The sequence below is a fragment of the Mycobacterium sp. E2497 genome, assembly GCF_001668695.1.
GTDB lineage: Bacteria > Actinomycetota > Actinomycetes > Mycobacteriales > Mycobacteriaceae > Mycobacterium.
Map to the genome: position 1 here is coordinate 1 of NZ_LZKD01000190.1, position 25,439 is coordinate 25,439.

Consider the following 25,439-nt stretch of genomic DNA (forward strand, 5'->3'; position numbering starts at 1 on the left):
CGGGCCACCATGGGCCGGCCCATCCGCCCGACACCGATGAACCCGACCCTCACGGGGACCTCATCGGGAAGTGCCCATCATGGCCAGCGCGGCATCGGCCGCCTCCAGCACGGCGCCCCCGCTCGCCCCGGCCCGTTCGGCCAGGTCGACCACCAGGCGAACATCCTTTTGCAGCAGCGTCCCGGCCACACCGGCGAGCCGGTCCAACCCGCCGATCCCGCCAAGGGCGTTGAGGGCGAAGCTGTTCCCGCTGCTGCGAGAGACAACTTCGGTGAGGCGGTCCGGGTCGACGCCGAGGGCGCCGGCCAGCGACAGCGCGGTGGCCGCCGTGGCCAGGTGGGCGGTGAACAGCAGGTTGTTGAGCAACTTAGTGGTTTGACCGGAACCCAGCTCCCCGAGGTGGACGACAGGATCGGCGTAGGTGGCGAAGACCGGGCGGCACCGCTCGACGACGTCGGCGTCACCACCGACCATCACCAGCAGCCGCCCTTCGGATGCCGCAGGTCCGCCCCCGCTCACCGGCGCGTCGATAACCGAGATGCCGTTGGCCGCGGCCTTGTTCGCCAGTTCCCGGCAGGTGGTGGGATGCACGGTGCTGTGCACCGCGATCACACCGCCCGGCTTCATGGCCGCCAACAGCCCGCGCTCACCGGCCGCGATCTCGTCGATGTCGGCGTCGCCCACGACGCAAAGGCAGACCAGATCGCTGGCCGCCGCGAGCTCGGCCGGTGACTCGGCGACCTTCGCCGCCGTGTCGGCGAACGGCTCGAGGGTCGCGGGCCTGCGCGCCCACAGCGTCGTCTCGTAGCCGCGCTCGACGATCCGGCGGGCCATGGGCCCGCCCTGACTGCCCAGACCGATGAATCCGACCCTCATCCGGCCTCCAGGTCATCTTCTGCTCCAACGGAATTCGCGCGGGCGGCCACGCAGTCGTCGGCGAACGCGAAAACTTCTGCGTGGTAGGCCGCCGCGGTGTGACCCAGGCTCATGTTGTGCCCCGCGTCGGGCTGACGGTGCACGCGGAACCGCGGCGCGCCGGAGAACAGGCCCTCGATCTCCGACACTGCGGAAGGGTCGTTCTGCCAGACCTTTTCGTGTTCGGCGATGCTGAATTGCACCGGGACACGCACGGCCGGGGCGAGCGCCGAGAAGTCCTGACGGGCCCAGTTCGACACCATCTGGTCCTCGTAGGACGGCGCCGTCGGAGAGACCGTAACACCGCTGAGGACCTCGGGCGGATACAGGTGTTCCGGGTGCCAGAGCAGCTCGCGCAGGCCGGCCGGGCGGCGTTCGCGCGTCGCGGTTTTCAGGATGTCCCTCGCCGCCGGGTGATAACGCCGGCCCGTACCGGCCAGTTCGATGCCCAGCAGATCGGCGCCGCGCTCGTCGGCGCCCATCCGCATCGCGAGTTCGCATCCCCCGGAATGGCCCATCAGGAACAATCCCGCGCCGCGTGGCCGATCGCCGAGGATGCGATCCACCGCGCCGTAGGCGAGGTTGACCCGCTGCTCAGGCAACGTCATCGCCTCGGGGTAGGGGGCCGAGCTGCCGTAGCCGGGCCGGTCGAGGGCCACCACGGTGAATCCGGCCGCCGCGCCGCTCCGCAGCAGCGACAACGACGGATGGCCCGGGCAATCGAAATAGACCGCGGTGGTACCTCCGCCGTGGATCGCGACGATCACGGCCTTGGGTTCGGCGGATTCGGCGATCAGCGCCGACATCGGCACGCCGTCGACGATCACCAGCCGGGGCCGGGGCGCCGGGCCGCTCATGTGTCCGCCCGCAACAACAAAACGCCGCTGGGGGTGAGACCGCCGCTGCTGACGACGCCGACGCGGGCGTCGGCGACCTGGCGATCGCCGGCCTCGCCGCGCAGCTGGGTGATGGCCTCGTGGACCAGGCCCATGCCGTGGGTGCGGCCGTGCGAGAGCTGGCCGCCGTGGGTGTTGAGCGGAAGCTGGCCGTTGCGGGCGATGTTCTTGCCGCCGTCGAGGAACTCTTTGGCCTCGCCGATGCCGCAGAAGCCCAGCGCCTCGATCCACGACAGGCAGTTCATCGTGAAACCGTCGTAGAGTTCGGCGACGTCAACATCGTTGGGGCGCAACGTGGTACGTGTCCACACGTGTGCGGCCTGACCCAGCACCTGCGGCTCGTGGGTGAGGGTGCTTTGGTCCCAGTCGATTCGTTCGATGATCTGGGTGCCCACCGCCTCGACCAGGACGGGCGGCTTGGCGAGGTCGCGCGCGGCGTCGACGGCGGAGACGATGACGGCGATCGCGCCGTCGCAGGGTACGTCGCAGTCGTAGAGGCCGAACGGCGTGGTGACCGGCCGCGCGTTCAGGTAGTCGTCCATCGTCATCGGGGTTCGATAGATCGCGGTGGGGTTGAGCTCGGCATTGGCACGTTGGTTCAACGCGATCCAGCCCAACGTCTCCTTGGTGGTGCCGTAGCGGTGAAAGTGCCGTTGCGCGTTCATCGCCAAGGTGTGCGCCGCGGATGTGGCCCCAAATGGCATCTGCCAGCCCGACATCCGGCCCATCGACGGGCTGATCTTGCCCTGCTTCATCAGCTCGCTGTTGGTGGCTTCCCAGAGCGTGCGAAAGCAGAGCACGTGGCGGGCCAGGCCGCAGGCGACCGCCTGCATGGCGGCGATCAGCGACCCGCCGGGTCCGAAGGTCTCCATGGCGCCGTTGTGCCACGTCGGCCGGATGCCAAGCGCCCCTTCCAGGGCGGTCACGCCGCCTTCCCCGAAGCCGCCGACGTTGATGGCACCGGGATAGGTGGACAGGCCGTCGATGTCGGCGAACGTCAGCCCCGCGTCGGCGATGGCCGCCTCGCACGCCTGCACGGTCAGGGCCAACGGCGGCTGCATCAGCCGGCGCCCGATGGGTGACATGCCGATTCCGGTCAGGGCGACCTTGTCCTCGAACTTCTCGGTGGTCAGCACCGGGCGCACGTGGTCGCCGAACCGCTCCGGCGCTATCTCATCGGTCGGCAAGGGGCCGGCTTCGGCATTCGGCACCGGCCGGAACAGCGGAAACCACACGCCCTCGACGTGCTCGAAGACGACCTCGACCTGGTCGCCCAGTTCGAGCCGATCGGCCTCGCAGTCGATGATGTTGGTGGTCAACCGAATTCGCGGATCTTCGGCGATCGCCACCTGAGCGATGACGTAGGGCGCCGGCATGCCAGGCAGGCTGAAGCGGTGGTTCACGGTGAAGCCGGCGAGCGTCGCCTTGCCGGAGACGGGCCGCACGCCCATGTCGCGCGATCGGCAGTACCGGCACACCGGAGCCGGCGGATGGATCAGTGATTCGCAGCTATTGCATTGCTGGAGCCGCAGCGAGTGGTCGGCGCCCGAGGTCCAGAAGAATTCGTTGTCCTGAGTGATCAGGGGCAACGGTCGTCCCGGCGCTGCTGACACGTCACCTCCCGAGCCGAACCGGCCCTGAGTGGTAGGGCCGTTATACGAATCGGAGAATTACGTTATCACCAGCAGGCCGGCGCGATCGAGACCCGTCCGCCTCACAGCGGCACCCAGACCCCGCCCACATAAATCCCCCACTGGTGGAAGCCGACACTCCACATCGGGGGCTCCGATGTCCACCACGGCTGTGGGGGAGGCGGCGGCACATCCTGCCCCGCGAATGACGGCGCGTATGGCGGTGGGGGCGTGTACCACGCCGGCGACGCCGGCGGTGGCTTGCACTCGCGGGTCGCCGGGTTCCACGACATGTTGGAGCCGCATTCCGCCGAGCTGACTCCCGGCGTCGCGACCGCGGCCGCCATTGACGCGAACGCCACCGCGATAAGGGCGGCCAGACGACGACCAAACCACCTCATGCCAGGCCTTCCAAACGGACCATCCCGACTTTGAATTACTTCAGCTTATGCTTCCGAGCCGGCCATAACCAGGCGCCCGGTCAACGGGTGAAACCCCATTCGGCTTCGTTCGCCTCGGTCTTGAGGTGCGCCGCCGGATCCTCGTCGGTGATCAGAGGTGGCGTCACGTCATCGGGTCGGCGCTCGTCGAGTTCCATAATCGCGTGCACCGGGCAATCCATCAGCGCACGCAGCACCGCGTCGCGGTCGGACTCGGGGACGGTGCCGTCGCCGATCAGGCAGGCGTATCCCCAGTCGTCGAGCGAAAAGTATTTAGGTGCGTGCTTGGCGCAGATGCCGAAGCCGTCACAGAGGGTGCGATCGAGATGAATCTTCATGCCCTCACTCATGCGTACACCACCGCCTCCACCTCGTAAGGGCGATCGACGCGAAACACGTTGGCACTGCACGATTCACAGGCGTTGTCGAGATGTCGCGCGACGGCCTGCGGGAACTGGTCGAGCATGGTTCCCGCGACGTTGGTGGCGGCGTCCAGCGTGGCGCAGGCCCCGCGGCCGCGCAGCGTCACCGACCAGCGGCGCAGCCGGTCCAGATCCTCCGACGTGGCGGCACCATCGCGGAGCGCCCCGGCGACGGCGGCCATCGCGGCGGTGCCGTTGAAGCACGAACCGCATTGGCCGGCGTTTTCGCGATCGAAGTAGGCCAGCACCGAGGCGGCGACCGCCACCGGGCAGTCGTCGGCGATCAGCGCGATGGCGCCGCAGCCCAGCCCGCTGCCGAGCCCACGGAATGTCTCGTGATCCAACGTCGCTTCCAGCACGCTGCGGTTGAGCAGGCCGGCGAAATAGCCGCCCAGCAGCGCGCCTTGCACACGCTCGGGCGAAACATCGTGCAGCGCAAGCAGCTCGCGGAACGGAAGGCCGTGCGGGACCTCGTAGAGGCCCGGTGGCCGGCCGCCGCCGGTCAACGTCACCAGGAAGGTGCCGGGCGAGGATGACGTGCCCAGCGAGCGGAACTCCGCCGAACCGTGCCGCTGCAGGTAGGGCAGGTTGGCCAGCGTCTCCACATTGCTCACCAGGGTGGGCCGCCCGCCGACGCCCTTCTGGAAGGGCCGAGGCGGCTTGTCCGTTGGCTTGACCGGTCCGCCGTTGATCGCGCGGGTGACCGCGGTCTCTTCGCCGGCGATGTATCCCGGGGCGACGTTGATCAGCTCGATCGCGACGTCTCCGAACGCGTGCTCGGCGAGCGCGGCTTCCACACTGCTGGCCGATTCCGCGTCGGACAAATAGACGTAGGCACGGTCGGCGGCCACGATCGCCGCGGCCAGCCGCAACCCGTCGAGGATCAGGTGCGGGCGGTGCCGCAGCAGCCATCGATCCTTGATCGAGGCTGGTTCCCCCTCCTCGCCGTTGGCGACAACCACCGAACCACCGGCGGAGCGCCCATTGTCGCGCACGGCGCGCAGCTTGACTGCCATCGGAAAGGCGGCGCCGCCCCGGCCTTGCAGTCCGCTGCCCCCGACCTCGCCGAGCAGTTCGTCGGCGTCGGCGAGCGGACGGTAGCCGCCGAGATCGAGATAAGTCGGGTAGGTTTCCCTCCCCTGGCCGGGTTGGTCGCCCAGCAGCCGTGCCGTGCAGGCAGGCCAGGCGGTAACGGTGACATCCATCGGCTAGCTCTCCATCGTCGCGATTAGTCTGGCGCACATGCGAACCGCGGTAGTGCGCGTCAACGTCGATCCTTCCGGTGCCCTCACGGCTGCACAGCTAAGCCAGGGCATGGGCGCGCTCCGTGGGCTTGTCGGCAAGCTCGGCCACGACATAGTTGAGAACAACCTTGGGGCCATGCCGCCCAGCCGACGCGTGATCGAGATGCTCATCGCCGGCGACGATGGGGAGGTGGTCAAGGATGTGGGAGTGAGCCTGTGTGCCAAAGCGTTTGGAACTCGACCGCTGGGCGGCGCCGTCACCTTCATCAGCAGGGGAACCGATGAGGACGCGCGCGGCGTGCTGTCCGCCTTCGGGCTGGCCGGCGAGATCGTCAGGGTGCCCGGCGATGACGGCTTCGACATCGTCTACGTAACCCTGCTCGAAGCCGACCTGGATCGCGTTCCGGAAAGCCGGATTCACACCGCCCTCGAGGCATCGCTCAACTGCGAGGTTCACATTCGCACGGTGTAGGGACATCACGAGCCCAGGAATTCGAGGATCGCGGGGGCGGCCTGCACCCAGGTGTCGAACATGTTGAAGTGCTGCACCCGCCCCGCCGCGCGGTCTTCTGACGCACGCTCCCACGCGTCCTCCGGCCAGGGCGGGTCGATGAGCTTGGACCCCTTGATCAAGCAACTCACCTCGAGCGACGTCCGTTTGGGGTGATCCATGTCGTTCTCGCCGCCGCGAATGATCAACGTCGGAACCTTGATGCGGTCGAACATTTCGTCCTCGACGCCCGGAATGGTCTGGCCGGGCTTGGAAACGAATGCGTTGAGCCAGCGCAACATGACCTTGAGGAATTCGTCTTTGTCGAAGTCCAGGAATCGCTGCTTGTTGTTCGGGTTCTCCGCGATGCGTTCGCGCCATTCGTGCACCTTCACCACGCCGTCCATTCCGGTGCCGCGCACCGCGAGAATGCTCGGGATGATGTAGAAGGAGCCGAGCACGAAGGTGCCGTAGATGCCGCCGACGATGTTCCATACCACGAGCTTGGTGACCATCTCGGGGTAGAGCATCGTCGTCAGCATGGAATCCCTCGCCCCGCCGGAACCCCCGGCGAGGATGCAGCGCTCGAATCCCAGTCCGGTTACCAGCTTGTGCAGTGTCTCGGCGCGCATGTGTGACTCGCTTTGGCCGTAGAACTGCACATCCGAGGCCCCGCAGTTCGGCCGGTCCCACAGCAGCACTCGATAGCCGCCGGCGACCAGAGCCTCGGCGAGCGGACGCAGGCCTTCAATCTCCTTGCTGAACCGGCCGCCCGGCGTCAATGCAATGAGATCGCCTGTCCCACCGAGGATTTCGTAGACAACGTTTCCACCATTCACCTCGATAGTTGACACCGATGCTCCCGTAGTCAGGCCATCACCAGAACGTCGTTGCCGACGACCCGCACAGGGTAGGTGCGGATGCTCCACTCCGGCTTGACCGCGGTTGTGCCGGTCGCAAGCTCGAAACCCCATTGATGCCAGGGGCAGTAGATGTATTCCAGATCCCGCACCATCACCGCGTCGCCGGCGGCGGTCTCGTCGACGATCGTGCGTCCACGGGGCCGCCCCGAGCACAGCGGACCGCCCTGGTGCGGGCAGTAATTGGCGATCGCGTAGAAGGTGCCATTGACGTTGTAGACACCAACGCCGTGTCGGCCGATGGGCACCATTTTATGGCTGCCCGGCGGGATTTCGTCTACCGTCGCGACGGCGTGCTCGCGGCCCTGGGCGAGGCGGGGCTGGGGCCGCTCTGTGGTTGCCCCTTCGTCTTCAGGCGCCAATTCAGTACACCCGGACCTGACCCTCGAGGGCCGGCACCGTCTCCGGAAGGTGATAAGTCGCGATGCCGTTCTTGAACATCACCGCGTCCCGCGCCGCCTTGGGCAGGTGCTTGACCAACCAGCGGGGGTCATCGAACGTCCAGTGCGGGTAGTCCGACGAGTAGAGGAGGATTTTGTCGCACTCCATCCACTCCAGGGCGCGGGTCAACTCGGTCTTGTCCTCCGGGTAGTCCAGCGGCTGGGTGGTGAACTTGATGTGTTGCTTGACGTATTCACTCGGCTTGCGCTTGATGTCCATCCACGATTTCCGGGCTTCGTAGATCGCGTCCATCCGCCACATGAGCGGGAGGATCCAGCTGAAGGCGTGTTCGACGAACACGATGCGCAGGGTCGGGAACCGGTCGAATACGCCATCGAAGATCAGGCTCATCACCTGGTTCGCGGCCAGCAGCGAATACGTCACCATGAAGTCGTGGTTGTAGCTGGGGAGCCCCACCGGCGGTATGGGAAGGGTTTCGTATGCACCGCGCGCAAGATGGCAGCTGACCGTGATGTCGTGTTTGGTGGCCGCCGCCCAGATCGGGTCGTACTTCGGGTCGCCCCATGACGGGCGGGGCTCCGCCTTGATGAGGATCTGCGCCATGTAGGGATGGCCTGCCCACTTCTCGATTTGGCTTGCGGCGCCGTCCGGATCCTCGATGGTCACGGCGATCGAACCGCGCCAACGCTCATGCCAGTTGTTGTGGCTGTCCAGCCAGTGGTTTGCCTGCCAGTCATTGAGGGCGCAGGTAAATGCGTGGGTGGCCTCCGGAATGCGGGTGGCCGCGCCGAGGGGCTCGAGCACCGCGATATCCGCACCAGCTTCCATGATCAGCTGCCGGAACGCCATATCCGGGTCGCTGCAAGCGAATTCGCCATCCGCGGGGAAGGTGTCGACTCGCATCGCGTAGGCATGGGCATAGTCTGGCGCGTCGTAGTAAATCTGTTCGCCGACTCGACGGCTGAGGAAGTACTTGCTGCGCCACGGCTCCGGGATGTATTCGACCAGCTCACCCCTCTTGGGATACGGGTGCACATCCGAGTCGACACACCGGACGGCAATGCGCTCGGCGGCGGGAACGCGCTCTTGGGCATGTGTCAGGGTCATGTCGATCTCCTCACGGTCTCCCTTGTCAATATTCTGCGACTAGCCTGCCGCCAGGTCGACCGAAACGTCGATCCCGTACAGGTCGGCCGCATTGCGCCAACACACCTTGTCGTACTGTTCGGCGGACAGCGAACGCGGCAGCTTACGGATGTCACCGCACTGCCAGTGTGGATAGCTGGAGCCGAACATCACCATGTTCTCCTTGCCGGTGAAGTTGAACCACTCACCGGCGAACTCCTCGTCCGGCGGACCGTCGAGGCTGCCCTGCACGAAATACACGTGGCCGGGGAGGTAGTCGCTGGGGATCCGTGGCGCCCACGGCGTCTGTTCCAGGTGCGGCCGGCCGAACGTGTCCATCCGCCAAATGAACGGCGTGAGGAAGTCCGCGGCGCCGTCAGCCCAAACGAACTTCAAGCCCGGGAAACGCTCGAACACGCCCTCGGCGATCATGTTCATCAAGTGGTACAGGTAGTTCAGCGCCATGAAGCCGACGTATTGCTCGTAGGTGCGGGTATGTCCGGACGGAGTCGGCGGAAACGCGATGCCCTCGCCCGTCTCGATATGCGCCGCCACCGGAAGGTTCGCATCGACGGCGGCTTCCCACAGCGGCCAGAACTGCGGTTTCCCGTAGAGTTCGCGGGCCTGCAGCGGAATCCCGATCTGCACCACACGCGGATGCGAACGCCATTTCTCGATTTCGCGCAGCGCGCCGGCGATGTCGTCGGGGTTGACGCGGATCGTGCCGCGGAACCGGTCGCCGAACCGTTCGGAGTCCAGCCAGCGCGAGACCATCATCTCGTTGTGGGCGGCGTGCAGAGCGCTGCCCAGGTGTCGGTCGGGCATGATGCCGCGTCCCATCGGATGCAGGATCGCCAGGTCCACGCCGCGTTTCGAAAAAAGTTCGTCGGCAACGAATTCCGGATCCGAACCGGGGTACTGACGGTCCGGCCCCTTCGTGTTCGGAGCGTATTCGCCCCCTGGTGCGCCGTACCAGTCCATCTCGTAATCGGGGAAGCCGCGGCTCTTGAACGGCTCGCGCAAGACGGAGCGCAGGTCCTCGTTGGACGGAAAGAAGATGTGCACGCTCGCGTCGATCAGCGGTGTGCGTGTCCCGTCAGCCTGTTCGATCATCTAAGCCATCCTTCGGCTCCGGCAGCCAAAGCGGACAGGGCCGGACCATATGATAGATAAGCTAACATTTTTCTCGATCGTCAATCAATGGGTTTTCGGTAAGCATTTCGTTTAGTAGTCGCCCCTGGTGGCGGGCGGTTTCCCGTCGGCTCTGCAAGTATCGTTCTTTAATCCGGATAATACCATTCTCGGTCTCACGGATAAGGGCCATCCGCCTCTATGCACACGGAGCGGACCGGCTAGGCCGGGCGGCCGTGCGGTCGGCGACGTCGTTCGGCGACGACGCGCGACGGGCCCCCCAACACATGTTGCCCAGCCCGACAAAGCCGAGCGGCACAACGATTCCCTAGTCCCGTTCTAGTTCGGCGAACGCCTCACCGGCGATGCGGAAGCTGTCGACCGCGGCCGGCACCCCCGCGTAGATGGCAACCTGCAGGAAGATCTCGCGAATCTCCTCGCGGGTGACGCCGTTGGTCAGCGCCGCCTTGACGTGCGTGCGCAATTCGTTCGGCCGATTCAGCACCGAGATCATCGCCAGGTTGAGCATGCTGCGTGTTTTCCGGGACAACTCGTCGCGGCCCCACACCGCGCCCCAACAGTATTCGGTGACGAGGTCCTGCAGTGGCTTGGTGAAATCGTCCGCGTCGGCCACGGCGCGGTTGACATACTCCTCGCCGAGCACCTCGGACCGGATGTGTAGCCCCCGTTGGTAGGTTTCGCGATCCAATGTCTTCTCCTTCGTCCGGGCGCCGGTGTCGCAATGCCCCGAGCGCAGTCTCGCATCGCAACCGGTCAACGCGGTCGACGTCGATAGCCGCCGGGCCGCCGTTGTGACCCCATAACCCGATTCCGAGATTATTACTTCCGGATGCGAGAATGTTATTCTCGCGCTGGCGGTGATGACAGGGAGGCGGCCTTCATGCTGTTGGAGTTCGATGCCGATCAACGGCTGTGGCAGAAAACTGTTCGCGACGCCGTCGGCAAGCAGTGCCCACCCGCACTGGTGCGCGGTGTGGCCGAGGACGGCGTCGACCCCAGTCCCTTGTGGAAGTCGTATGTGGACCAGGGCTGGACCGAGCTGCACGATCCCGCCAGCGCCGTCGAATTGGCCATCGTGCTCGAAGAGTTGGGGCACGCGACCGACCCCACTCCCTTCCTGGCGACGATGAGCCAGTTCGCCCCATTGGTGGGTGACCAGTTCGATCCGCACGAGTCGGGCACCGCCGTCTACGGCGGGGTGGTGGCACACCGGGACGCCGACGGTTGGGTGTTGGACGGTACGGCACGGCATGTCCTCGACGGCGACCGCGTCGACCGCCTGGCCGTGGTGACCGATGCCGGGGTTTTCCTCACCGCGTCCAACCGGGTGTCCGCGCGTCGGGTCGCGGTCTTCGACCCCGTCTTGCACGTCGCCGACCTGTCGTTCTGCGAAGTCCGGGTGCCCGACAGCGCCCGGCTCGCCGTCGACTCCGAGCGCGCCCACCACATGGCGCTGACGGGCATGGCGATCACCATGGTCGGCGCGTGTCAGCGCATCCTCGACCTGGCGCTCGAGCACGTCCGCAGCCGTCAACAATTCGGTGTGCCGATCGGGTCGTTCCAGGCCGTCCAGCACAAGGCCGCGGACATGCACGTCGCCGTCGAACGGGCTCGGGCCCTGGCCTACTTCGCGGCGCTGACGATCGCCGCCGACGATCCCCGCCGCCGGCTCGCCGCGGCCATGGCCAAGGCGTCGGCAGGTGAGTGCCAGTCGCTGGTATTCCGGCATGGTTTACAGCTCCATGGCGCAATGGGATTCACGTGGGAGAACGATCTGCAGTTCGCGCTGAAGCGCGCCAAGGCCGGTGAGTTGATGCTCGGCGGCGCCGCCGAGCACCGTGCGCGCATCGCGGAGGAGTACCGTGCAGCTGACTTTTGATTCCGACGTCGAGGCGTTTCGGGCGGAGTTCGCGGCCTTCCTCGACGAAAACCTGCCTCCCGCAAGCGAAACGCGCGAGCGGCCTCGTTCGGTGTCGCATATGCCGCAGTGGGCACGCGACTGGCAGCGGCTGTTGTTCGACAACGGCTGGCTGCTGCCGAGCCAGCCGCCGGATTTCGGGGGCCGCAACGCGACGGTCATTCAGCAGTTCGTCTATCTGGAGGAGCTCAGCCGCCGCCGGATCTACCACAGCTTCAACCCGCAGGGCGTGAACATCGTTGCGGCGTCGCTGTTGTCGTTCGGCAGCGAGGAACAGAAGCGGCGCTGGGCGGTACCGATACTGCGGGCCGAGATCACCGCATCGCTGGGGATGAGTGAACCCAGCGCGGGCTCCGACCTGGCGTCGTTGCGCACCCGCGCCGTCTTGGACGGCGATCACTTCGTGGTCAACGGGCAGAAGGTGTGGACTTCGGGCGCCCACGACGCCGACGTCCTGCTGACGTTTGTGCGCACCAACCCGGATGCGCCCAAGCACAAGGGGATCAGCGCGCTGATCATCCCCACCGACACCCCGGGAGTCGTGCGCCGGCCGTTCCCGTCGATCTGCGGCGCCGATGACCTGGATTTCAACGAGGTGTTCTTCACCGACGCCCGGGTACCGGCGGAGAATCTGGTCGGCGAGCTCGACCAGGGCTGGCGGGTCGCCAACGGGTCGCTGGGGCACGAACGCACGATGATGTGGCTGGGTTTCGCCGATCGACTCGACAACATGATCGACGACTTCCATCCCGGCACCGAGGTCGAGCGCGACCAGTACGCCAGCACCATCATGGACAAACAGGCGCTGCGCCTGCTGGGCTCGGTTGCCCTGGCCCGCGCCGCGCGTGGCGAAGACGACGTGGCGGCGATCTCGGTGCTCAAGCTGCTCGGGTCCGAGGCCGAGCTGCGCGCGATGGAGCTCGCACTGACGTCGGCGGGAGCCGACGGGCTCGTTCACCCGGGCCTGACCGGGCCCTACGCGCACATGAACCTCGACCATTATTTCGCGAGCTGGTTCGAGCGTTATGCCCGCAGCTTTTCCGGGACGATCGCCGGGGGCACCTCGGAGATCCAGCGCAACATCATCGCCCAGCGGGTGCTCGGGCTGCCGCGGAGTTAGCTCCCTGGCCAAGGGAACCGGGTTGCTAGACCGGGTCGAACTTGGTGATCAGCCAGGTGCCGTTGACGCGGCTCAAACTCACCAGCACGCTGCTGGACGCCATCGCCGGGTCCGGGTTGTCCTTGCTGGTGGTGCTCTGGTCGACCAGTACCAGCACGATCGCCGAATTCGGATGTAGCTCCGAGACCGCGGCCCCGATCACCCGGGCGCTGGTTTTCAGCGACTTCTGTTTGGCCGCCGGAGCGACGATCTGCTCGGTGAACTGGTTGTAGTACGACAGGAAATCCCCGGACAGGTGCGACTTTGCGGCGGCGAAGTCTTTGTCGAGCGTGTCGGGCGAGTACGACAGCAAGGCGACCGTTCCGTCGGACGCGGCAGTGACGACGGCGTTCGCGACGCCGGCGTCGGTTTGCTTATCGGGCCGGTACTGGGTGAAGTACAGCCACGTCGCCACGCCACCGGAGATCAGCAGGAGCGAAAGCAGAAGAATTGGAACGACTTTCACCTTGGGGCGCACCCGGGGTCTGCGACGTCCGCTGTCTTCGGTCTGGTCGGGAGAGTCGTCGGCGACGTCGATGTCGCGGTTGTCCTCGCTCACGGAACGAACTCCAGTTTGGACATCTTGTATTGCCCGCCGTCGTCTGTGACGGTCACCTTGAGCCGCCAATTGCGCGGCTCGTCTTTGGCGCCCGCGGCGTTGCTGATTCGCGATGACGCCGCGACGAGCACCAATGCGGAATTCCCCTCGATGGATTGCACGGCCGCCGCATTCACGCTTCCCTGGGTCACCACTTTGGACTGCTCGACAACCGTCGTGAAATCTTTCGCGCGCTGCTGGAAGTCGTCCCTGAACTGGCCGGTCGAGCTGTCGATCACCCGCTGGACGTCCTCCTTGGCCCGGTTGAAGTCCATCGAAAACATGTTGACCACACCCTGCTTGGCCCCCGCGATGAAGTTCGCGGTGCGCTGCTCGCGCTCGGTCGTCTCATGCCGTTCCCACATCATGTATCCGCTGGCCGCGACGAAGGCGCAGATGAGAACGATGACGGCCGCTTTCCACGTCACGGACCACGCTGGCAGACGGACGCGTCGCCGCGAGCGGGCCGGCTCGGAATCCGACTCCGCTTCTTTCGTGGTTTCGTCGGTGACGTCTTCATCGGTCCCCGCTTCGCCGGCGGCTTCGGCAGCGTCGGCGACATCGCCTTCGGCCTCTGCTTCGGCGGTGTCGGTCGCGTCCTCGTCGGCGTCCGGGGCCGCCTCGACGGTATTGGCCTCGGCCTCTTTCTCCGCCTGGGCCTGCGCTTCCCGCCGCCGCCGGGCGGCGCGGGCGCGAGCACGCGCCGCGGCCGCCAGTGCTTCGGCCTCGGCCGCTTCGGCCTCGGCTTCCTCGAGCAACGCCTTCACGTCGGCTTTCGAGGTGGCCGAATCTTGCGGTTCCTTCGCCTCAGCCATTGCGCTTACTGCCCGTCACTTTCCTGATCGACTGACTCCGGTCGCGGCTACCATCGCACGAGCGAAAACGGATAGCTGGCGGTGCCCCCCGGTCCGCCACCGCAGCCGGTGTCGAACGTCGAGTCGACCTGACCCGCCATCGTCGCCGCATCCCACGAGTAAACGTCATGCGAGGGAAAGAACTGGACCACGCAGCGCACACCGTCGGGCACGTCAACGGCCATGGTGTAGCGACCGTTGGACAGATGTGCGTCTGACTTCCAGGGCGCCGCTTGTCCGTTGGGTTGCGGAATCGCTTGGATCGTCAGGCATTCCGGTCCTTGATCGTATCTGCACGGCCGGATCGCCCAGATCCAGATGTGGCCGGGATCCCGGTTGGTGTCCACCCTGTAGTTGCCGACCTGGATGTCCGCGTGTGCGGCCGGTGCGACGGTCAGTGCGGCGGTGGCAAGCGCAAGGCTTGCTGCGAAAGTCTTCACCGATGCGTCTCCCGTCTCTGCGCACGCGCCTGGCCTGAATATAGAGTGCGGCCACGCTGAACAGGCGTACTCGGAGAAATTGGCGCGGTCAACGACGGCCCTCCTCCCGCGTAGCGACGCCGGATGTCAGTCGATGACGGCGGCTTCCTTACGTTCGGTGATCGGCCTGGCGAGTTCCTGCTCGTCGACAATGCGCTGCAGCTTGTCCAGTGTCTCGTCCAGGCCGGCCCCTACCCTGCGGCCGGGGGTGAAGGTGGCCGGGAGCTTGCGCATGCCCTGGATGACGCCGATCGTCTCGTAGTGGATGGTGCCCTCGGGGTCGCAGCGATAGTCCGGCATCCGGTCGAGCACCGCGGTGAGCATGGACTTGAACACGGTGCGAGCCACGTTCGACCCGGCACACCGATGCACGCCAAGTCCGAAGCTGAAGTGCCGGTTGCCTTTACGGTCGAGGACGATCTCGTCGGGGTCGTGGAACACCGCGGCGTCGCGGTTGGCCATCGCCCAGGAGATCCACAGCCGCTCGCCCTCCTTGAACCGGGTGCCGTCGAGTTCCACGTCGTCGGAGAACGTCCGGCCGTCGCCGGGGGCCGGAGTGAAGTAGCGCAAGAACTCCTCGGTCGCGGGGTCGAGCAGCGTTCTGCGTTCCCTGCTGAGCAGGTCGCGTTGCTCGGGGTGCCCGGAAAGCCACTCCAACGAATGCGCGGTCAGGGCGGTCGTGGTGTCGAACCCGCCGCCGATGACCAGGCCGAGGTTGCCCAGGATTTCCAAGTCCGGCGCCGGCTCCCCGTCGATGCGCATCTGCAGCAGGGCATTCACGATTCCCGGCCGCGGGTTCTCACGGATCTCGAGCATGTTGTTCACCATGTCGAGACCCATCTGCTTGTGCATTTCGGTGACGCGCTCGATATCGGGGGAGTGTTCGGGCGTGTACACCGCGGCATGGACCGGCTCGCTGTACATGTTCCACTTCTTGAGCGGGATGCCCATCATCGCCAACGTCAGGACGGCCGGAACGACGTTGGCCAGGTCGTCGACGAAGTCGATGCTGCCACCCTCGATCTTTTCGTCGAGGCAGGCGCGCGTCACGTCGTCGATGAACGGCTCCCAGCGCTTGACCGCGGCCGGCGACAGGTAGGGGTTGAGCACGGTGCGGTAGATGCGGTGCTCGGGGTCGTCCATCTCCAGGATGCCGCCGCGCACGGCGCTGACGCGGCTGGCGGTCGGGATCGAAATGCCTTTGTAGCCACGGCGTTCGCCGTGGATGTCGTGGTCGTTGGACACGGCGGGGCAGCGGGCCAGTTCGAACACCTCGTGGCTGCCGGCCGCCACCCAATGGCCGCCATAGGTATCACTCCACGCCATCGGGCACTTGGCGTGCATCTCCTTGGTGATCGCCGAGAACTGCGACCGGTACTCCGCGGAATGCCGATCGAAGTGGTATTGGTTCTTCTTGCGGTCGCTGTCGCTGACGACGTCGTCGACACTCAAAGCTCTGTCTCCCTGCGTATTTCGTCGGTCAATCCGGGCGCGGTTCAGGCGTCTTCGGTGATGATGATGGCCTGCTCGGGGCATGATTGGGCGGCTTCACGAACCTGGTCCTGCCGATCGGCGGGCACCACTTCGTCGACCGCGGACGAACTGCCGTCGATGTCGCTGAGCCGAAACGACTCCGGCGCGATCATCGCGCACAGGGTGTGGCCCTGGCAGCGCTCTGGATCAACCCAGACCTTCACGGTGTCTCCTTGCGTGGTTCGTTGCGGGGTTCGATCGAGTTGGGGCGCTTCTTTAGTTGTGGTAGTCGTACCACTTCAGATAGCCGCCGGCGTCGACGCGCAGCTGCATGCCGGTGACGTACCTGGCCTCGTCGGAGGCCAACCACAGCACGGCGTTGCTGATGTCTTCCGGTTCCACGTAGGGAATCCTCATCGCCTGTTGCACGCCGAACACGGGCTCGGCGTCCGCCCGGGTCGGGTGTTCGAGGTCCGGCCGGAACGAGCGGTACATCGGCTCGCTCTGCAGCATGGGGGTGTTGGTGTTCGTGGGGTGCACGGCGTTGGCGCGAATCCCCAACGGGGCCAGCTCGGTTGCCAGGTCGTGCACGTAGTGCGCGATCGCGCGCTTGGAGTGGATGTAGGCCATTCCGCCGGGGTCGGCGCCGGGGTTGTCCTTTTTGGCGGTGTCCATCAGCGCGGCGGTGGATCCGGTGGCGATGATCGACGCGCCGGTCCCCAGGTGCGGCAACGCGACCTGGATGGCGTTGATGGTGCCGATCAGGTTGGTGTTGATCACGTCGCACCACGCCTGCAGCGGCGGCTCGCCCTTCATGCCGGCCACTCCGGCCTGCGCTACCACGATGTCGAGGTGACCGAACTCGGCGAGCCCGGCGTCCAGCGCGTCGCGCAGTTGTGCGGCGTCGCGCACGTCGGCGCGGGCGGTCACGACGGCTTGGCCGGTCTTCTCCACGAGCCGCGCGGTCTCGTCGAGATCCTCGGGCGCGGCCATCGAGTAGCCGATGGTGTCGATATCACAGCACAGGTCGACGGCGATGACGTCGGCGCCCTCCTCGGCCAATCGCACCGCGTGGCTGCGGCCCTGGCCGCGAGCCGCGCCGGTCACGAAGGCGACCTTCCCCCGCACGCGCCCGTGTGCGCCCTCTCCCACCGCTTCTCCTTCCGATTGGTCACCGAAGACCGGTGTCTCAGGTGTTGCGACCGCCGTTGACGCCCAACAGCTGACCGGTGATGTAGCCCGCCTCGTCGGACACCAGGAAGGCGCATGCCGCCGCGATGTCCTCCGGCTTACCCATCCGGCGCACCGGGGTCCGCGCGATGGTCTCGTCGATATCGCCCAGGAAGCCGTTCTTCGCCGCGGCGCGCAGCATCGGGGTGTCGATGAAACCCGGCGGCACCGCGTTGACCGTGATGCCGGCGGGGCCGTACTCGAGTGCCAGGGACTTGGTGAGCCCGTTGACCGCGGACTTGGCCGCGACGTAATGGCTCATATAGGGCGCGCCGGAATGGGTGCTCGACGAGGAGATGTTGACGATCCGCCCCCACTTCGCCTGGATCATGTCGGGCAACACCGCCTGAATGGTGTGGAAGACCCCGTTGAGGTTCACGTCGATCACCCGCTGCCAGTCCTCGAACGTGATGTTCGTGAAGCGCTTGAAGCCGTCCAGCCCCGCTGCGTTGACGAGGACCGTGACGGGCCCCAGCTGGGCGCGGATCGCAGCGAAGGCGGCATCCAGCTGCGACCGGTCGGTGACGTCGGCGGTGAAGCAGTGGTCGCCGTCCGACGGTCGGAGATCGATCGTGGCGACGTCGAGGCCGTCGGCTCGCAGCCGTTGTGCGACGGCGAGACCGATGCCGGACCCGCCACCGGTGACCACCGCAGTCTTCACGTTGAGGCCTCTACTCCACAGGTGACCGTCTCAGTCACAAAGAATCACGCTTGCAATTATGAGAACCCTACTCTCACGCCGGATCGGGTTGCAAGATACCCGGGAAACCGTGTTTGGCCTGCGTCAAACTGCTTGTCCCCGGCAACCGCTGCCGCTCGGGTCGCTGGTCAGCGGCCCGCTCCCATTCCTGAGAGTTTCTTGAATTATCGAGAGTCGAATGTAAGATTCGCCGCGGAAGAGAATCAAATTATCGTAACCGTCACCAGGGGGTACGGAATGCCTGCCCAGGACACGGCAGAACCCGCCGCGGATGCCGCGCCTGAGTCACACGTCGACCGCCGGCTCTTGATCGGTGGCCGGTTGGTCGCCGCCGACGCAACCTTCCCGTCGATCAATCCCGCCACCGGCGCGGTCGTCGGGCATGCGCCGGACGCCGGTGCCGGGCAGGCCGAAGCCGCGATCGCGGCGGCCCGGGACGCGTTCGACACGACCAGCTGGCCGACCGATGTCGAGTTGCGCATCCGCTGCCTCGACCAGCTGCATCGGGCGCTGATCGACCACGCCGACGAGTTGCGTGAGCTGACCATCGCCGAGGTCGGCGCCACCCGAGCGCTCACGCACGGCGCCCAGCTCGACGAGCCGATCGGCATCGTGCGGTTCTACGCGGATCTGCTGCGCACCTACCGGTTCTCCGAGGACCTCGGGGAGAAGGAGTCGCGCGGCATGCTCCATCACCGCTGGGTGGAAAAGGAAGCCGCCGGCGTGGTCGCGGCGATCATCGCCTACAACTACCCGAACCAGCTGGCATTGGCGAAGCTCGCCCCCGCCCTGGCCGCGGGGTGCACCGTGGTCCTCAAGGGTGCGCCGGACACACCGTTGGTCACGTTGGCGCTCGGTGAGCTGATCGCCGAACACACCGACATGCCCGACGGTGTGGTGAACGTGATCAGCTCCTCGGGCCCCGAGGCGGGCGAGGCGCTGACCACCAGCCCCGACGTCGACGTCGTCACCTTCACCGGATCGACGGCGGTGGGGCGCAAGATCATGGCCGCCGCCAGTGGGACGGTCAAGCGCGTGTTTCTGGAGCTGGGTGGCAAGTCGGCGGCCATCATGCTCGACGACGCGGACTTCGCCGGCGCTGCGACGTTCGCGGCGTTCAGCATGGTGACCCACGCGGGGCAGGGGTGTGCCCTGACGTCGCGGCTGCTGGTGCCCAGGTCGCACCACGACGAGATCGTCGAGCTGATCGCGCAGAACTTCGCCCACGTCCGACACGGCGACCCCGCGGATCCGAAAACCTACATGGGCCCACTGATCAACGAGCGCCAGCGCGACAAGGTGGACGGCATGGTCCAGCGCGCCGTCGCCGCGGGCGCGACGTTGGTCACCGGCGGCAAGCGGCTGGACCCGGGCTACTTCTATGCGCCGACGCTGCTCACCAATGTCGATCCCGACAGCGAGATCGCGCAGGAGGAGATCTTCGGGCCGGTGCTGGTCGTGATCGCGTTCGACGATGACGACGACGCGGTGCGCATCGCCAACAACTCGATCTACGGCCTGGCGGGTGCCGTCTTCAGCCGCGATGAGGACCGTGCGCTCGCGGTGGCGCGCCGGATCCGGGCCGGCTCCTTCTCGATCAACGGCGGCAACTACTTCGGCGCGGACAGCCCGTTCGGGGGCTTCAAGCAATCGGGGGTGGGCCGAGAGATGGGCGTGGCCGGTTTGGAGGAGTTCTTGGAGAGCAAGACGTTTGCGGTGCCGGCGCCGGGAGCTCCGGCGTGAGGCCGCTGGAGGGCATCCGCGTCCTGGAGGTCGCCATGTACGGGTTCGTCCCGTCGGCGGGCGCCGTGCTCGCCGAGTGGGGCGCCGACGTCGTCAAGGTCGAGCACGCGGTGACCGGCGATCCGCAGCGGGGCCTGCGACAGACCGGCATGCTGCGCGTCGAAGGCGACCCCAACCCCAACATCGAACACGCGAACCGCGGCAAGCGCAGCATCGGGCTGGACATGTCGGTGCCCGAGGGCAAGGAAGTGCTCTATGAGCTGGCGCGACGGTCGGACGTGTTCCTGACCAGCTTCCTGCCGGGCGCGCGCCAGAAGTTCGGGATCGACGTCGACGACATTCGGGCGGTGAACCCGCAGATCATCTACGCGCGTGGCAGCGCGCTCGGTCCGCGCGGCGAAGAGTCGGTCAAGGGTGGCTACGACATGACCGCGTTCTGGTGCCGGGCCGGAACCGCCGCGACCATCACGCCGGCGGGGATGCCGGGGATGATCGCGCCGCCGGGGCCCGCCTACGGCGACACCATCTCGGGCACGAATCTCGCGGGCGGCATCGCGGCGGCCCTGCTGAAGCGGGAACGCTCCGGTGAGCCGTCCGTCGTCGACGTGTCGCTGTTGGGCAGCGGCCTTTGGTCGATGGGACACACGGTCGCGCTGACGAACCATCTGGGCCAGCGGCTTGAAGCACCGCCACCCGGTGTACACGGCGCTCCCAACAACCCGTTGGTCGGGCTCTACACGACGTCCGACGGACGCTACATCTCCTTCGTGATGATGCAGCCCACCAAGTTCTGGGCCGACGTGTGCCGGCACGTCGACCTACCGGAGTTGGCCGACGACCCGCGCTTTGCAACGGTGGAGAAGATCGCCGCCAACACGGCGGAGGCGGTGGAGCTCCTGACCAAGGCCATCGAAACCCGCACGCTGGCCGAGTGGAGCGAACGCTTCACCACGCTGGCCGGTCCCTGGGCGCCCGTCCAGGACACCTTGCAGGCCGCCAACGACGCGCAGGTCCGTGCCAACGAGTACATCGTGCAGGCGGGCGAACTCGAGTTGGTCGCGAACCCGGTCCAATTCGACGTCGCGGCCCCACAGACCGGGCCGGCGCCCGGATTCGCCGAGCAGACGGACGAGATCTTGATGGAACTCGGATTCGACTGGGACCGCATCATCGAACTCAAGACGGCCGGCGCCGTCACCTAGGACCGGAGGTGTCGTCGATGTTCGAGCCGACCGTCGCGGCTGTGCTGACACATTCGCCCCGGCTAAGCGGACTGCTGATTGCTTGTCGGATAACGGTTATGCGTTTTCCGTTCCGTCCGGACCCGGCATGAGTCATAATCGCCGGACGCTTCAAGACATGGGGCCCCACGTTTTGGAGCGTCAACTCACGCGACAGAACGGAGGTCCTGGCGTGAGGATGGACAGCGCTGTCATGCCCGGGTCAGGTGCCGGATTCCGGCCGCCCGCAAGGCGTTTCGTCGTCGCCTGCACGCCTTCATGGCCATCGGTTCAGCTAAATCTACAGCAGTCAGTACGCGAGAACAAGACTGTCGGTCTCGTAACTCAGGAAAGGGTTTGAGGCCGATGGCAACCACGGGCGCAGACCGTTGGTCAGCGGGATTGCCGCAGCTGAAACTGAAATGGGACATCTCGGGGCCCATGCAGGCCGTCGGAGCACTGTGCGCGATGTCGGCCGATGCGGTCAAGTTCTTGTTCCGCCGGCCGTTTCAGTGGCGGGAGTTCCTTGAGCAATCCTGGTTTGTCGCGCGGGTGTCGCTGGCCCCAACGTTGTTGGTGGCGATCCCGTTCACCGTCCTCGTCAGCTTCACGCTCAACATCCTGCTGCGCGAACTGGGCGCGGCGGATCTGTCCGGTGCGGGCGCCGCGTTCGGCGCGGTCACCCAGCTCGGACCGCTGGTCACGGTTTTGATCGTGGCGGGGGCGGGCGCTACGGCAATGTGTGCGGACCTGGGCGCGCGAACCATTCGCGAGGAAATCGACGCGATGGAGGTGCTGGGCATCAACCCGGTGCAACGGTTGGTAACCCCGCGCATGCTGGCTTCCGGTTTGGTCGCCTTCCTGCTCAACAGCCTCGTCGTCATCATCGGCGTCCTTGGCGGTTACGTCTTTTCGGTGTTTGTGCAGGACGTCAATCCCGGCGCGTTCGCCGCGGGTATCACTCTGCTCACCGGCGTGCCCGAGGTGATCATTTCCTGCGTCAAGGCAGCGCTTTTCGGCCTCATCGCCGGCTTGGTTGCCTGCTATCGGGGCCTGTCGATCACCGGCGGCGGCGCCAAGGCCGTTGGCAACGCGGTGAATGAAACCGTGGTCTATGCCTTCATGTCCCTGTTCGTCGTCAACGTGGTCGTCACCGCGATCGGCATCAAGATGACGGCGAAGTAGGGACGGCCAATGGCGCTGAGGGCCGCATATCCGCGATTTTTCCGCCAGCTGGAGAGGCCGGTCGCCTCGCTGGGCCGGATCGGCGACCACACCCTGTTCTACGGCAAGGCGCTCGCCGGGGTGCCCTTCGCGGCCACCCATTACACGCGCGAAGTCGTTCGACTCGTCGCCGAGATCAGCATGGGCGCGGGTACTTTGGCGATGATCGGCGGAACCGTGGTGATCGTCGGCTTCCTGACCCTGGCGGCGGGCGGCACCCTGGCGATTCAGGGCTACACCTCGCTGGGCAACATCGGCATCGAAGCGCTGACGGGTTTTTTGTCCGCATTCATCAATGTGCGCATCGCGGCGCCGGTGGTCGCCGGGATCGGTCTGGCGGCCACCTTCGGCGCGGGCGTGACCGCTCAGCTGGGTGCGATGCGGATCAACGAAGAAGTCGATGCTTTGGAGAGCATGGCCATCCGGCCGGTTTCCTACCTGGTGAGCACCAGGATCCTGGCGGGAATGATGGCCATCACGCCGTTGTACGCCATCGCCGTGATCCTGTCGTTCGTAGCCAGTCAGTTCACCACGACGTTCCTGCTCGGGCAGTCGCAGGGCTTGTATCAGCACTACTTCAACACGTTCCTGAACCCGATCGACTTGTTGTGGTCGTTCCTGCAGGCCATCCTGATGGCGCTCACCATCCTGCTGATCCACACCTACTACGGCTATTTCGCGTCGGGGGGGCCGGCCGGCGTCGGCAATGCGACCGGCAACGCGGTGCGCACCTCGCTCATCGTCGTGGTCTCGGTAACGCTGTTGGTCTCGCTGTCTATCTACGGTACGAACGGCAACTTCAACCTGTCCGGTTAGCGAAGGAGGTGGAACGGCAGTGACGCAGAGTGTGCCAGCGGGTCGCGCGGCGGCCGGTCGACCTGCGCGCGCCGGTCATGCCCGGCCCGCCGGGCGAAGCTATCTGGCGCCGTTGCTCGGGTTGGCGACCGTCGTCATCATTGGCCTGATTTTCGCCTTGGCGGTGGGTCTCTTTCAGGGCTCCTTCACCGAAAGCGTGCCGGTGACCGTGATCTCGCAACGCGCCGGCCTGGTGATGAACCCGGATGCCAAGGTCAAGATGCGCGGCGTACAGGTGGGTAAGGTCGCCTCTGTCGAATCGCTGCCCAACGGCCAAGCGGCCATCCACCTGGCGATGGACCCGTCGCAAATGCGCTTCATTCCCGCCAACGTGCTCGTCGACATCGCGTCGTCGACGGTGTTCGGCGCGAAGTCCGTCCAGCTGGTCGAACCTGACCAACCCGCGGCCCAGCGGCTGCACGCCGGCCAGACGCTGCAGGGTCAGCACGTCATGGTCGAAATCAACACGGTATTCCAACAATTGGTGTCGGTCCTGGCGCACATCGACCCGCCGAAGCTCAACGAGTCACTGGGTGCCCTCGCGCAAGCGTTCAGCGGGCGGGGCCCACAGCTTGGCCAGTCGCTGAGCGACCTGGATTCGTTTCTGGCCAGGCTGGAGCCGAGCCTTCCCGCCTTCAGGCATGACCTCTCAGTCTTACCGGCGGTGGCCAACGCCTACGCGGACGCGGCACCGAACCTGGTGAAGACCGCGTCCAACGCGACCCGGATCAGCAAGACGCTGGTCGACGAGCAACACAACCTGGATGCACTGCTGATCAGCGCGATCGGCTTGGCCGACATCGGCAACGACGTCCTGTCGACGAACCGCCAACGGCTGACGGATGCGCTGCACCTGCTGGTGCCGACCACCGATCTGACCAACGAATACCACGAGGTATTCACCTGCGGGTTCGGTGGGCTGATCAACATCGCGCACGGTCCGCCGCTGTCGGAACCGAGCATCAACATCTCGGCGAGCCTCACCTGGGGTGGCGAACGCTATCGCTATCCGACGAACCTGCCCAAGGTTGCGGCGACCGGTGGTCCCCAGTGCATGGGTCTGCCGAACCTGCCGTTCAACACGCATCCGAAGCAGTTCATCACCGACATCGGCGCCGACCCGGTGGGGTACGGAAACCCACAAGTGCTGATCAACTCCGACCTCCTCAAACAGCTGTTGTACGGACCGATCGCCGGGCCGCCACGCAACTCCGCCCAGGTCGGGATGCCCGGATGAGAACCCGCGCCACGCTGATAAAGTTCGCGATCTTCGCGGTCGTGATGGCGATGCTGACCGCCTTCCTGTTCTTCATCTTCGGCCAGTACCGGACGGGTGCGACCAACGGTTATTCGGCGGTGTTCACCGACGTGTCGCGTCTCAAGGCGGGGCAGTCGGTGCGAGTAGCCGGCATCCGGGTCGGCACGGTCAACAGCGTTTCGCTGCAGCCGGACAAGAAAGTCGTGGTGCAGTTCGACGCCGACCGCAGCATCGTCCTCACCGAGGGCACCAAGGCGGCGGTCCGCTATCTGAACCTGGTGGGCGATCGCTACCTCGAACTCGTCGATGGTCCGGGTCCGACCAAGCGCCTGCCGGCCGGTGGCCAGATTCCGGTCAACCGCACGGCGCCGGCGTTTGACCTCGATCTGCTGCTCGGCGGACTCAAACCCGTGACGCAGGGCCTGAATGCGCGCGACGTCAACGCGCTCACCTCGGCGTTGCTGCAGGTCTTCCAGGGGCAGGGTGGGACCCTCGAGTCGCTGTTCGCCAAGACGACGTCGTTCTCAAATGCCTTGGCGGACAACGATCAGACCGTGCAGCAACTGATCGACAACCTCAACATCGTGATCGGCACGATCTCCAAGGACGGCAGCAAGTTCTCCGGGGCGATCGACCGCCTCGAGCGGCTCGTCAGCGGGTTGTCGGACGACCGCAACACCATCGGCTCCGCCATCGACGCCCTGGACAGGGGAACCGCCTCGCTGGCGGATCTGCTGACAAGCGCGCGGCCGCCGCTGTCGGGCACCATCGATCAGTTGAATCGGCTGGCACCGATTCTCGACAACGACAAGGACCGCCTGGACGCCGCAATCGGCAAGGCGCCCAAGAACTACCGCAAGCTGGTCCGGCTCGGCGCGAACGGCGCCACCATCCCGTACTACCTCTGCCAGTTGGAACTACGCGGCACGGATCTTCAGGGCCGGACGGTGAAAGCCCCGATATTCAGGTCAGACGCTGGAAGGTGCACGGAACCCTGATGCTCAAGTATCGCGGAACTGGCCTCGTCAAGGCGGGACTCATCGGCGTCGTCCTGGCGGTGATGGTCATCCTCGTCGGCCTGTCGCCCGACC

General features: G+C 66.0%; 27 protein-coding genes and 1 pseudogene. 10 read left to right on the forward strand and 18 right to left on the reverse strand.

The window, feature by feature from the left end:
• Nucleotides 1–60: 60 nt before the first annotated feature.
• The 6 genes from A5713_RS17725 to A5713_RS17745 form a co-directional block, all read right to left on the reverse strand.
• On the reverse strand, nucleotides 61–876 hold the full coding sequence (locus A5713_RS17725) for an NAD(P)-dependent oxidoreductase (RefSeq protein WP_068097629.1): 816 nt from the start codon (nucleotides 874–876) through the stop codon (nucleotides 61–63).
• On the reverse strand, nucleotides 873–1,772 hold the full coding sequence (locus A5713_RS17730) for an alpha/beta hydrolase (RefSeq protein ID WP_068097632.1): 900 nt from the start codon (nucleotides 1,770–1,772) through the stop codon (nucleotides 873–875). The genes A5713_RS17725 and A5713_RS17730 overlap by 4 nt, the downstream gene beginning before the upstream one ends.
• A complete protein-coding gene (locus A5713_RS17735; RefSeq protein WP_068097635.1) occupies nucleotides 1,769–3,424 on the reverse strand; it encodes an OB-fold domain-containing protein in 1,656 nt (551 codons plus the stop codon). The genes A5713_RS17730 and A5713_RS17735 overlap by 4 nt, the downstream gene beginning before the upstream one ends.
• A gap of 101 nt (nucleotides 3,425–3,525) precedes the next feature.
• Nucleotides 3,526–3,843, reverse strand: a complete 318-nt coding sequence (locus A5713_RS27725) for a hypothetical protein (RefSeq protein WP_082973016.1) — start codon at nucleotides 3,841–3,843, stop codon at nucleotides 3,526–3,528.
• A gap of 80 nt (nucleotides 3,844–3,923) precedes the next feature.
• Complete coding sequence (locus A5713_RS17740) at nucleotides 3,924–4,220, reverse strand: ferredoxin (RefSeq protein ID WP_082973018.1); 297 nt, start codon at nucleotides 4,218–4,220, stop codon at nucleotides 3,924–3,926.
• 8 nt (nucleotides 4,221–4,228) lie between these two features.
• Entirely contained in the window at nucleotides 4,229–5,509 is a 1,281-nt protein-coding gene (locus A5713_RS17745; RefSeq protein WP_068097642.1) for an NADH-ubiquinone oxidoreductase-F iron-sulfur binding region domain-containing protein, read from the reverse strand.
• Nucleotides 5,510–5,546: 37 nt separating this feature from the next.
• Between A5713_RS17745 and A5713_RS17750 the strand changes: the two genes are divergently transcribed.
• Nucleotides 5,547–6,020 carry a hypothetical protein gene (locus tag A5713_RS17750; RefSeq protein ID WP_068097645.1) on the forward strand — a complete coding sequence of 158 codons (474 nt, stop codon included), beginning with the start codon at nucleotides 5,547–5,549 and terminating at the stop codon, nucleotides 6,018–6,020.
• A gap of 5 nt (nucleotides 6,021–6,025) precedes the next feature.
• Here the strand turns inward: A5713_RS17750 and A5713_RS17755 are convergent, their stop codons facing one another.
• The 5 genes from A5713_RS17755 to A5713_RS17775 form a co-directional block, all read right to left on the reverse strand.
• Entirely contained in the window at nucleotides 6,026–6,892 is an 867-nt protein-coding gene (locus tag A5713_RS17755; RefSeq protein ID WP_068097647.1) for an alpha/beta fold hydrolase, read from the reverse strand.
• Nucleotides 6,893–6,906: 14 nt separating this feature from the next.
• A complete protein-coding gene (locus A5713_RS17760; RefSeq protein ID WP_068097650.1) occupies nucleotides 6,907–7,320 on the reverse strand; it encodes a Rieske 2Fe-2S domain-containing protein in 414 nt (137 codons plus the stop codon).
• A 1-nt stretch (nucleotide 7,321) separates the two neighbouring features.
• Nucleotides 7,322–8,467 carry an amidohydrolase family protein gene (locus A5713_RS17765; protein ID WP_068097653.1) on the reverse strand — a complete coding sequence of 382 codons (1,146 nt, stop codon included), beginning with the start codon at nucleotides 8,465–8,467 and terminating at the stop codon, nucleotides 7,322–7,324.
• Nucleotides 8,468–8,506: 39 nt separating this feature from the next.
• Nucleotides 8,507–9,598, reverse strand: coding sequence for an amidohydrolase family protein (locus tag A5713_RS17770; RefSeq protein ID WP_068097655.1), 1,092 nt, complete (start codon nucleotides 9,596–9,598; stop codon nucleotides 8,507–8,509).
• 346 nt (nucleotides 9,599–9,944) lie between these two features.
• Nucleotides 9,945–10,325, reverse strand: coding sequence for a carboxymuconolactone decarboxylase family protein (locus A5713_RS17775; RefSeq protein WP_068097689.1), 381 nt, complete (start codon nucleotides 10,323–10,325; stop codon nucleotides 9,945–9,947).
• A gap of 192 nt (nucleotides 10,326–10,517) precedes the next feature.
• Between A5713_RS17775 and A5713_RS17780 the strand changes: the two genes are divergently transcribed.
• The gene (locus A5713_RS17780) at nucleotides 10,518–11,516 is read left to right on the forward strand and encodes an acyl-CoA dehydrogenase family protein (protein ID WP_068097656.1); all 999 of its coding nucleotides are present in this window, start codon (nucleotides 10,518–10,520) and stop codon (nucleotides 11,514–11,516) included.
• Nucleotides 11,500–12,675 (forward strand): acyl-CoA dehydrogenase family protein, encoded by a 1,176-nt coding sequence (locus tag A5713_RS17785; protein WP_068097657.1) that lies wholly within the window; start codon nucleotides 11,500–11,502, stop codon nucleotides 12,673–12,675. Before A5713_RS17780 ends, A5713_RS17785 begins: the two co-directional genes overlap by 17 nt.
• 25 nt (nucleotides 12,676–12,700) lie before the next feature.
• Here the strand turns inward: A5713_RS17785 and A5713_RS17790 are convergent, their stop codons facing one another.
• The 7 genes from A5713_RS17790 to A5713_RS17820 form a co-directional block, all read right to left on the reverse strand.
• Nucleotides 12,701–13,273, reverse strand: coding sequence for a hypothetical protein (locus A5713_RS17790; RefSeq protein ID WP_068097660.1), 573 nt, complete (start codon nucleotides 13,271–13,273; stop codon nucleotides 12,701–12,703).
• Nucleotides 13,270–14,127 (reverse strand): hypothetical protein, encoded by an 858-nt coding sequence (locus tag A5713_RS17795; protein WP_068097663.1) that lies wholly within the window; start codon nucleotides 14,125–14,127, stop codon nucleotides 13,270–13,272. Before A5713_RS17795 ends, A5713_RS17790 begins: the two co-directional genes overlap by 4 nt.
• A 47-nt stretch (nucleotides 14,128–14,174) precedes the next feature.
• Complete coding sequence (locus tag A5713_RS17800) at nucleotides 14,175–14,606, reverse strand: hypothetical protein (RefSeq protein ID WP_068097666.1); 432 nt, start codon at nucleotides 14,604–14,606, stop codon at nucleotides 14,175–14,177.
• Between the two features lie 126 nt (nucleotides 14,607–14,732).
• Nucleotides 14,733–16,097 carry a cytochrome P450 gene (locus tag A5713_RS17805; protein ID WP_068097669.1) on the reverse strand — a complete coding sequence of 455 codons (1,365 nt, stop codon included), beginning with the start codon at nucleotides 16,095–16,097 and terminating at the stop codon, nucleotides 14,733–14,735.
• A 44-nt stretch (nucleotides 16,098–16,141) separates the two neighbouring features.
• Nucleotides 16,142–16,342 carry a ferredoxin gene (locus tag A5713_RS17810; RefSeq protein WP_067922210.1) on the reverse strand — a complete coding sequence of 67 codons (201 nt, stop codon included), beginning with the start codon at nucleotides 16,340–16,342 and terminating at the stop codon, nucleotides 16,142–16,144.
• 52 nt (nucleotides 16,343–16,394) lie between these two features.
• A complete protein-coding gene (locus A5713_RS17815) occupies nucleotides 16,395–17,270 on the reverse strand; it encodes a mycofactocin-coupled SDR family oxidoreductase (RefSeq protein WP_068097671.1) in 876 nt (291 codons plus the stop codon).
• A 37-nt stretch (nucleotides 17,271–17,307) separates the two neighbouring features.
• The gene (locus A5713_RS17820) at nucleotides 17,308–18,009 is read right to left on the reverse strand and encodes an SDR family NAD(P)-dependent oxidoreductase (protein WP_067922223.1); all 702 of its coding nucleotides are present in this window, start codon (nucleotides 18,007–18,009) and stop codon (nucleotides 17,308–17,310) included.
• A 276-nt stretch (nucleotides 18,010–18,285) separates the two neighbouring features.
• Here A5713_RS17820 and A5713_RS17825 point away from each other — a divergent pair, with 276 nt between their 5' ends.
• The 7 genes and pseudogenes from A5713_RS17825 to A5713_RS27735 all read left to right on the forward strand — a co-directional run.
• Complete coding sequence (locus A5713_RS17825) at nucleotides 18,286–19,791, forward strand: aldehyde dehydrogenase family protein (protein WP_068097673.1); 1,506 nt, start codon at nucleotides 18,286–18,288, stop codon at nucleotides 19,789–19,791.
• A complete protein-coding gene (locus A5713_RS17830) occupies nucleotides 19,788–20,993 on the forward strand; it encodes a CaiB/BaiF CoA-transferase family protein (protein WP_068097676.1) in 1,206 nt (401 codons plus the stop codon). Before A5713_RS17825 ends, A5713_RS17830 begins: the two co-directional genes overlap by 4 nt.
• A 384-nt stretch (nucleotides 20,994–21,377) precedes the next feature.
• Nucleotides 21,378–22,196: an ABC transporter permease gene (locus A5713_RS17835; protein ID WP_068097679.1), complete on the forward strand. Its 819-nt coding sequence runs from the start codon at nucleotides 21,378–21,380 to the stop codon at nucleotides 22,194–22,196.
• A gap of 9 nt (nucleotides 22,197–22,205) precedes the next feature.
• Complete coding sequence (locus A5713_RS17840) at nucleotides 22,206–23,051, forward strand: ABC transporter permease (RefSeq protein WP_067922237.1); 846 nt, start codon at nucleotides 22,206–22,208, stop codon at nucleotides 23,049–23,051.
• Nucleotides 23,052–23,070: 19 nt separating this feature from the next.
• Nucleotides 23,071–24,327 (forward strand): MCE family protein, encoded by a 1,257-nt coding sequence (locus tag A5713_RS17845; RefSeq protein WP_068097682.1) that lies wholly within the window; start codon nucleotides 23,071–23,073, stop codon nucleotides 24,325–24,327.
• A complete protein-coding gene (locus A5713_RS17850) occupies nucleotides 24,324–25,346 on the forward strand; it encodes an MCE family protein (RefSeq protein ID WP_068097684.1) in 1,023 nt (340 codons plus the stop codon). Before A5713_RS17845 ends, A5713_RS17850 begins: the two co-directional genes overlap by 4 nt.
• A pseudogene (locus tag A5713_RS27735) lies at nucleotides 25,346–25,439 on the forward strand (virulence factor Mce); the annotation flags it as partial. The gene A5713_RS17850 and the pseudogene A5713_RS27735, both read left to right, overlap by 1 nt.

Bases quoted from the DNA above. Each gene is read 5' to 3' on its own strand.
- A5713_RS17725 (WP_068097629.1), bottom strand. From the start codon at position 876: ATGAGGGTCGGATTCATCGGTCTGGGCAGTCAGGGCGGGCCCATGGCC.
- A5713_RS17730 (WP_068097632.1), bottom strand. From the start codon at position 1,772: ATGAGCGGCCCGGCGCCCCGGCCCCGGCTGGTGATCGTCGACGGCGTG.
- A5713_RS27725 (WP_082973016.1), bottom strand. From the start codon at position 3,843: ATGAGGTGGTTTGGTCGTCGTCTGGCCGCCCTTATCGCGGTGGCGTTC.
- A5713_RS17740 (WP_082973018.1), bottom strand. From the start codon at position 4,220: ATGAAGATTCATCTCGATCGCACCCTCTGTGACGGCTTCGGCATCTGC.
- A5713_RS17745 (WP_068097642.1), bottom strand. From the start codon at position 5,509: ATGGATGTCACCGTTACCGCCTGGCCTGCCTGCACGGCACGGCTGCTG.
- A5713_RS17750 (WP_068097645.1), top strand. From the start codon at position 5,547: ATGCGAACCGCGGTAGTGCGCGTCAACGTCGATCCTTCCGGTGCCCTC.
- A5713_RS17765 (WP_068097653.1), bottom strand. From the start codon at position 8,467: ATGACCCTGACACATGCCCAAGAGCGCGTTCCCGCCGCCGAGCGCATT.
- A5713_RS17770 (WP_068097655.1), bottom strand. From the start codon at position 9,598: ATGATCGAACAGGCTGACGGGACACGCACACCGCTGATCGACGCGAGC.
- A5713_RS17780 (WP_068097656.1), top strand. From the start codon at position 10,518: ATGCTGTTGGAGTTCGATGCCGATCAACGGCTGTGGCAGAAAACTGTT.
- A5713_RS17795 (WP_068097663.1), bottom strand. From the start codon at position 14,127: ATGGCTGAGGCGAAGGAACCGCAAGATTCGGCCACCTCGAAAGCCGAC.
- A5713_RS17825 (WP_068097673.1), top strand. From the start codon at position 18,286: ATGCCTGCCCAGGACACGGCAGAACCCGCCGCGGATGCCGCGCCTGAG.
- A5713_RS17835 (WP_068097679.1), top strand. From the start codon at position 21,378: ATGGCAACCACGGGCGCAGACCGTTGGTCAGCGGGATTGCCGCAGCTG.
- A5713_RS17840 (WP_067922237.1), top strand. From the start codon at position 22,206: ATGGCGCTGAGGGCCGCATATCCGCGATTTTTCCGCCAGCTGGAGAGG.
- A5713_RS17850 (WP_068097684.1), top strand. From the start codon at position 24,324: ATGAGAACCCGCGCCACGCTGATAAAGTTCGCGATCTTCGCGGTCGTG.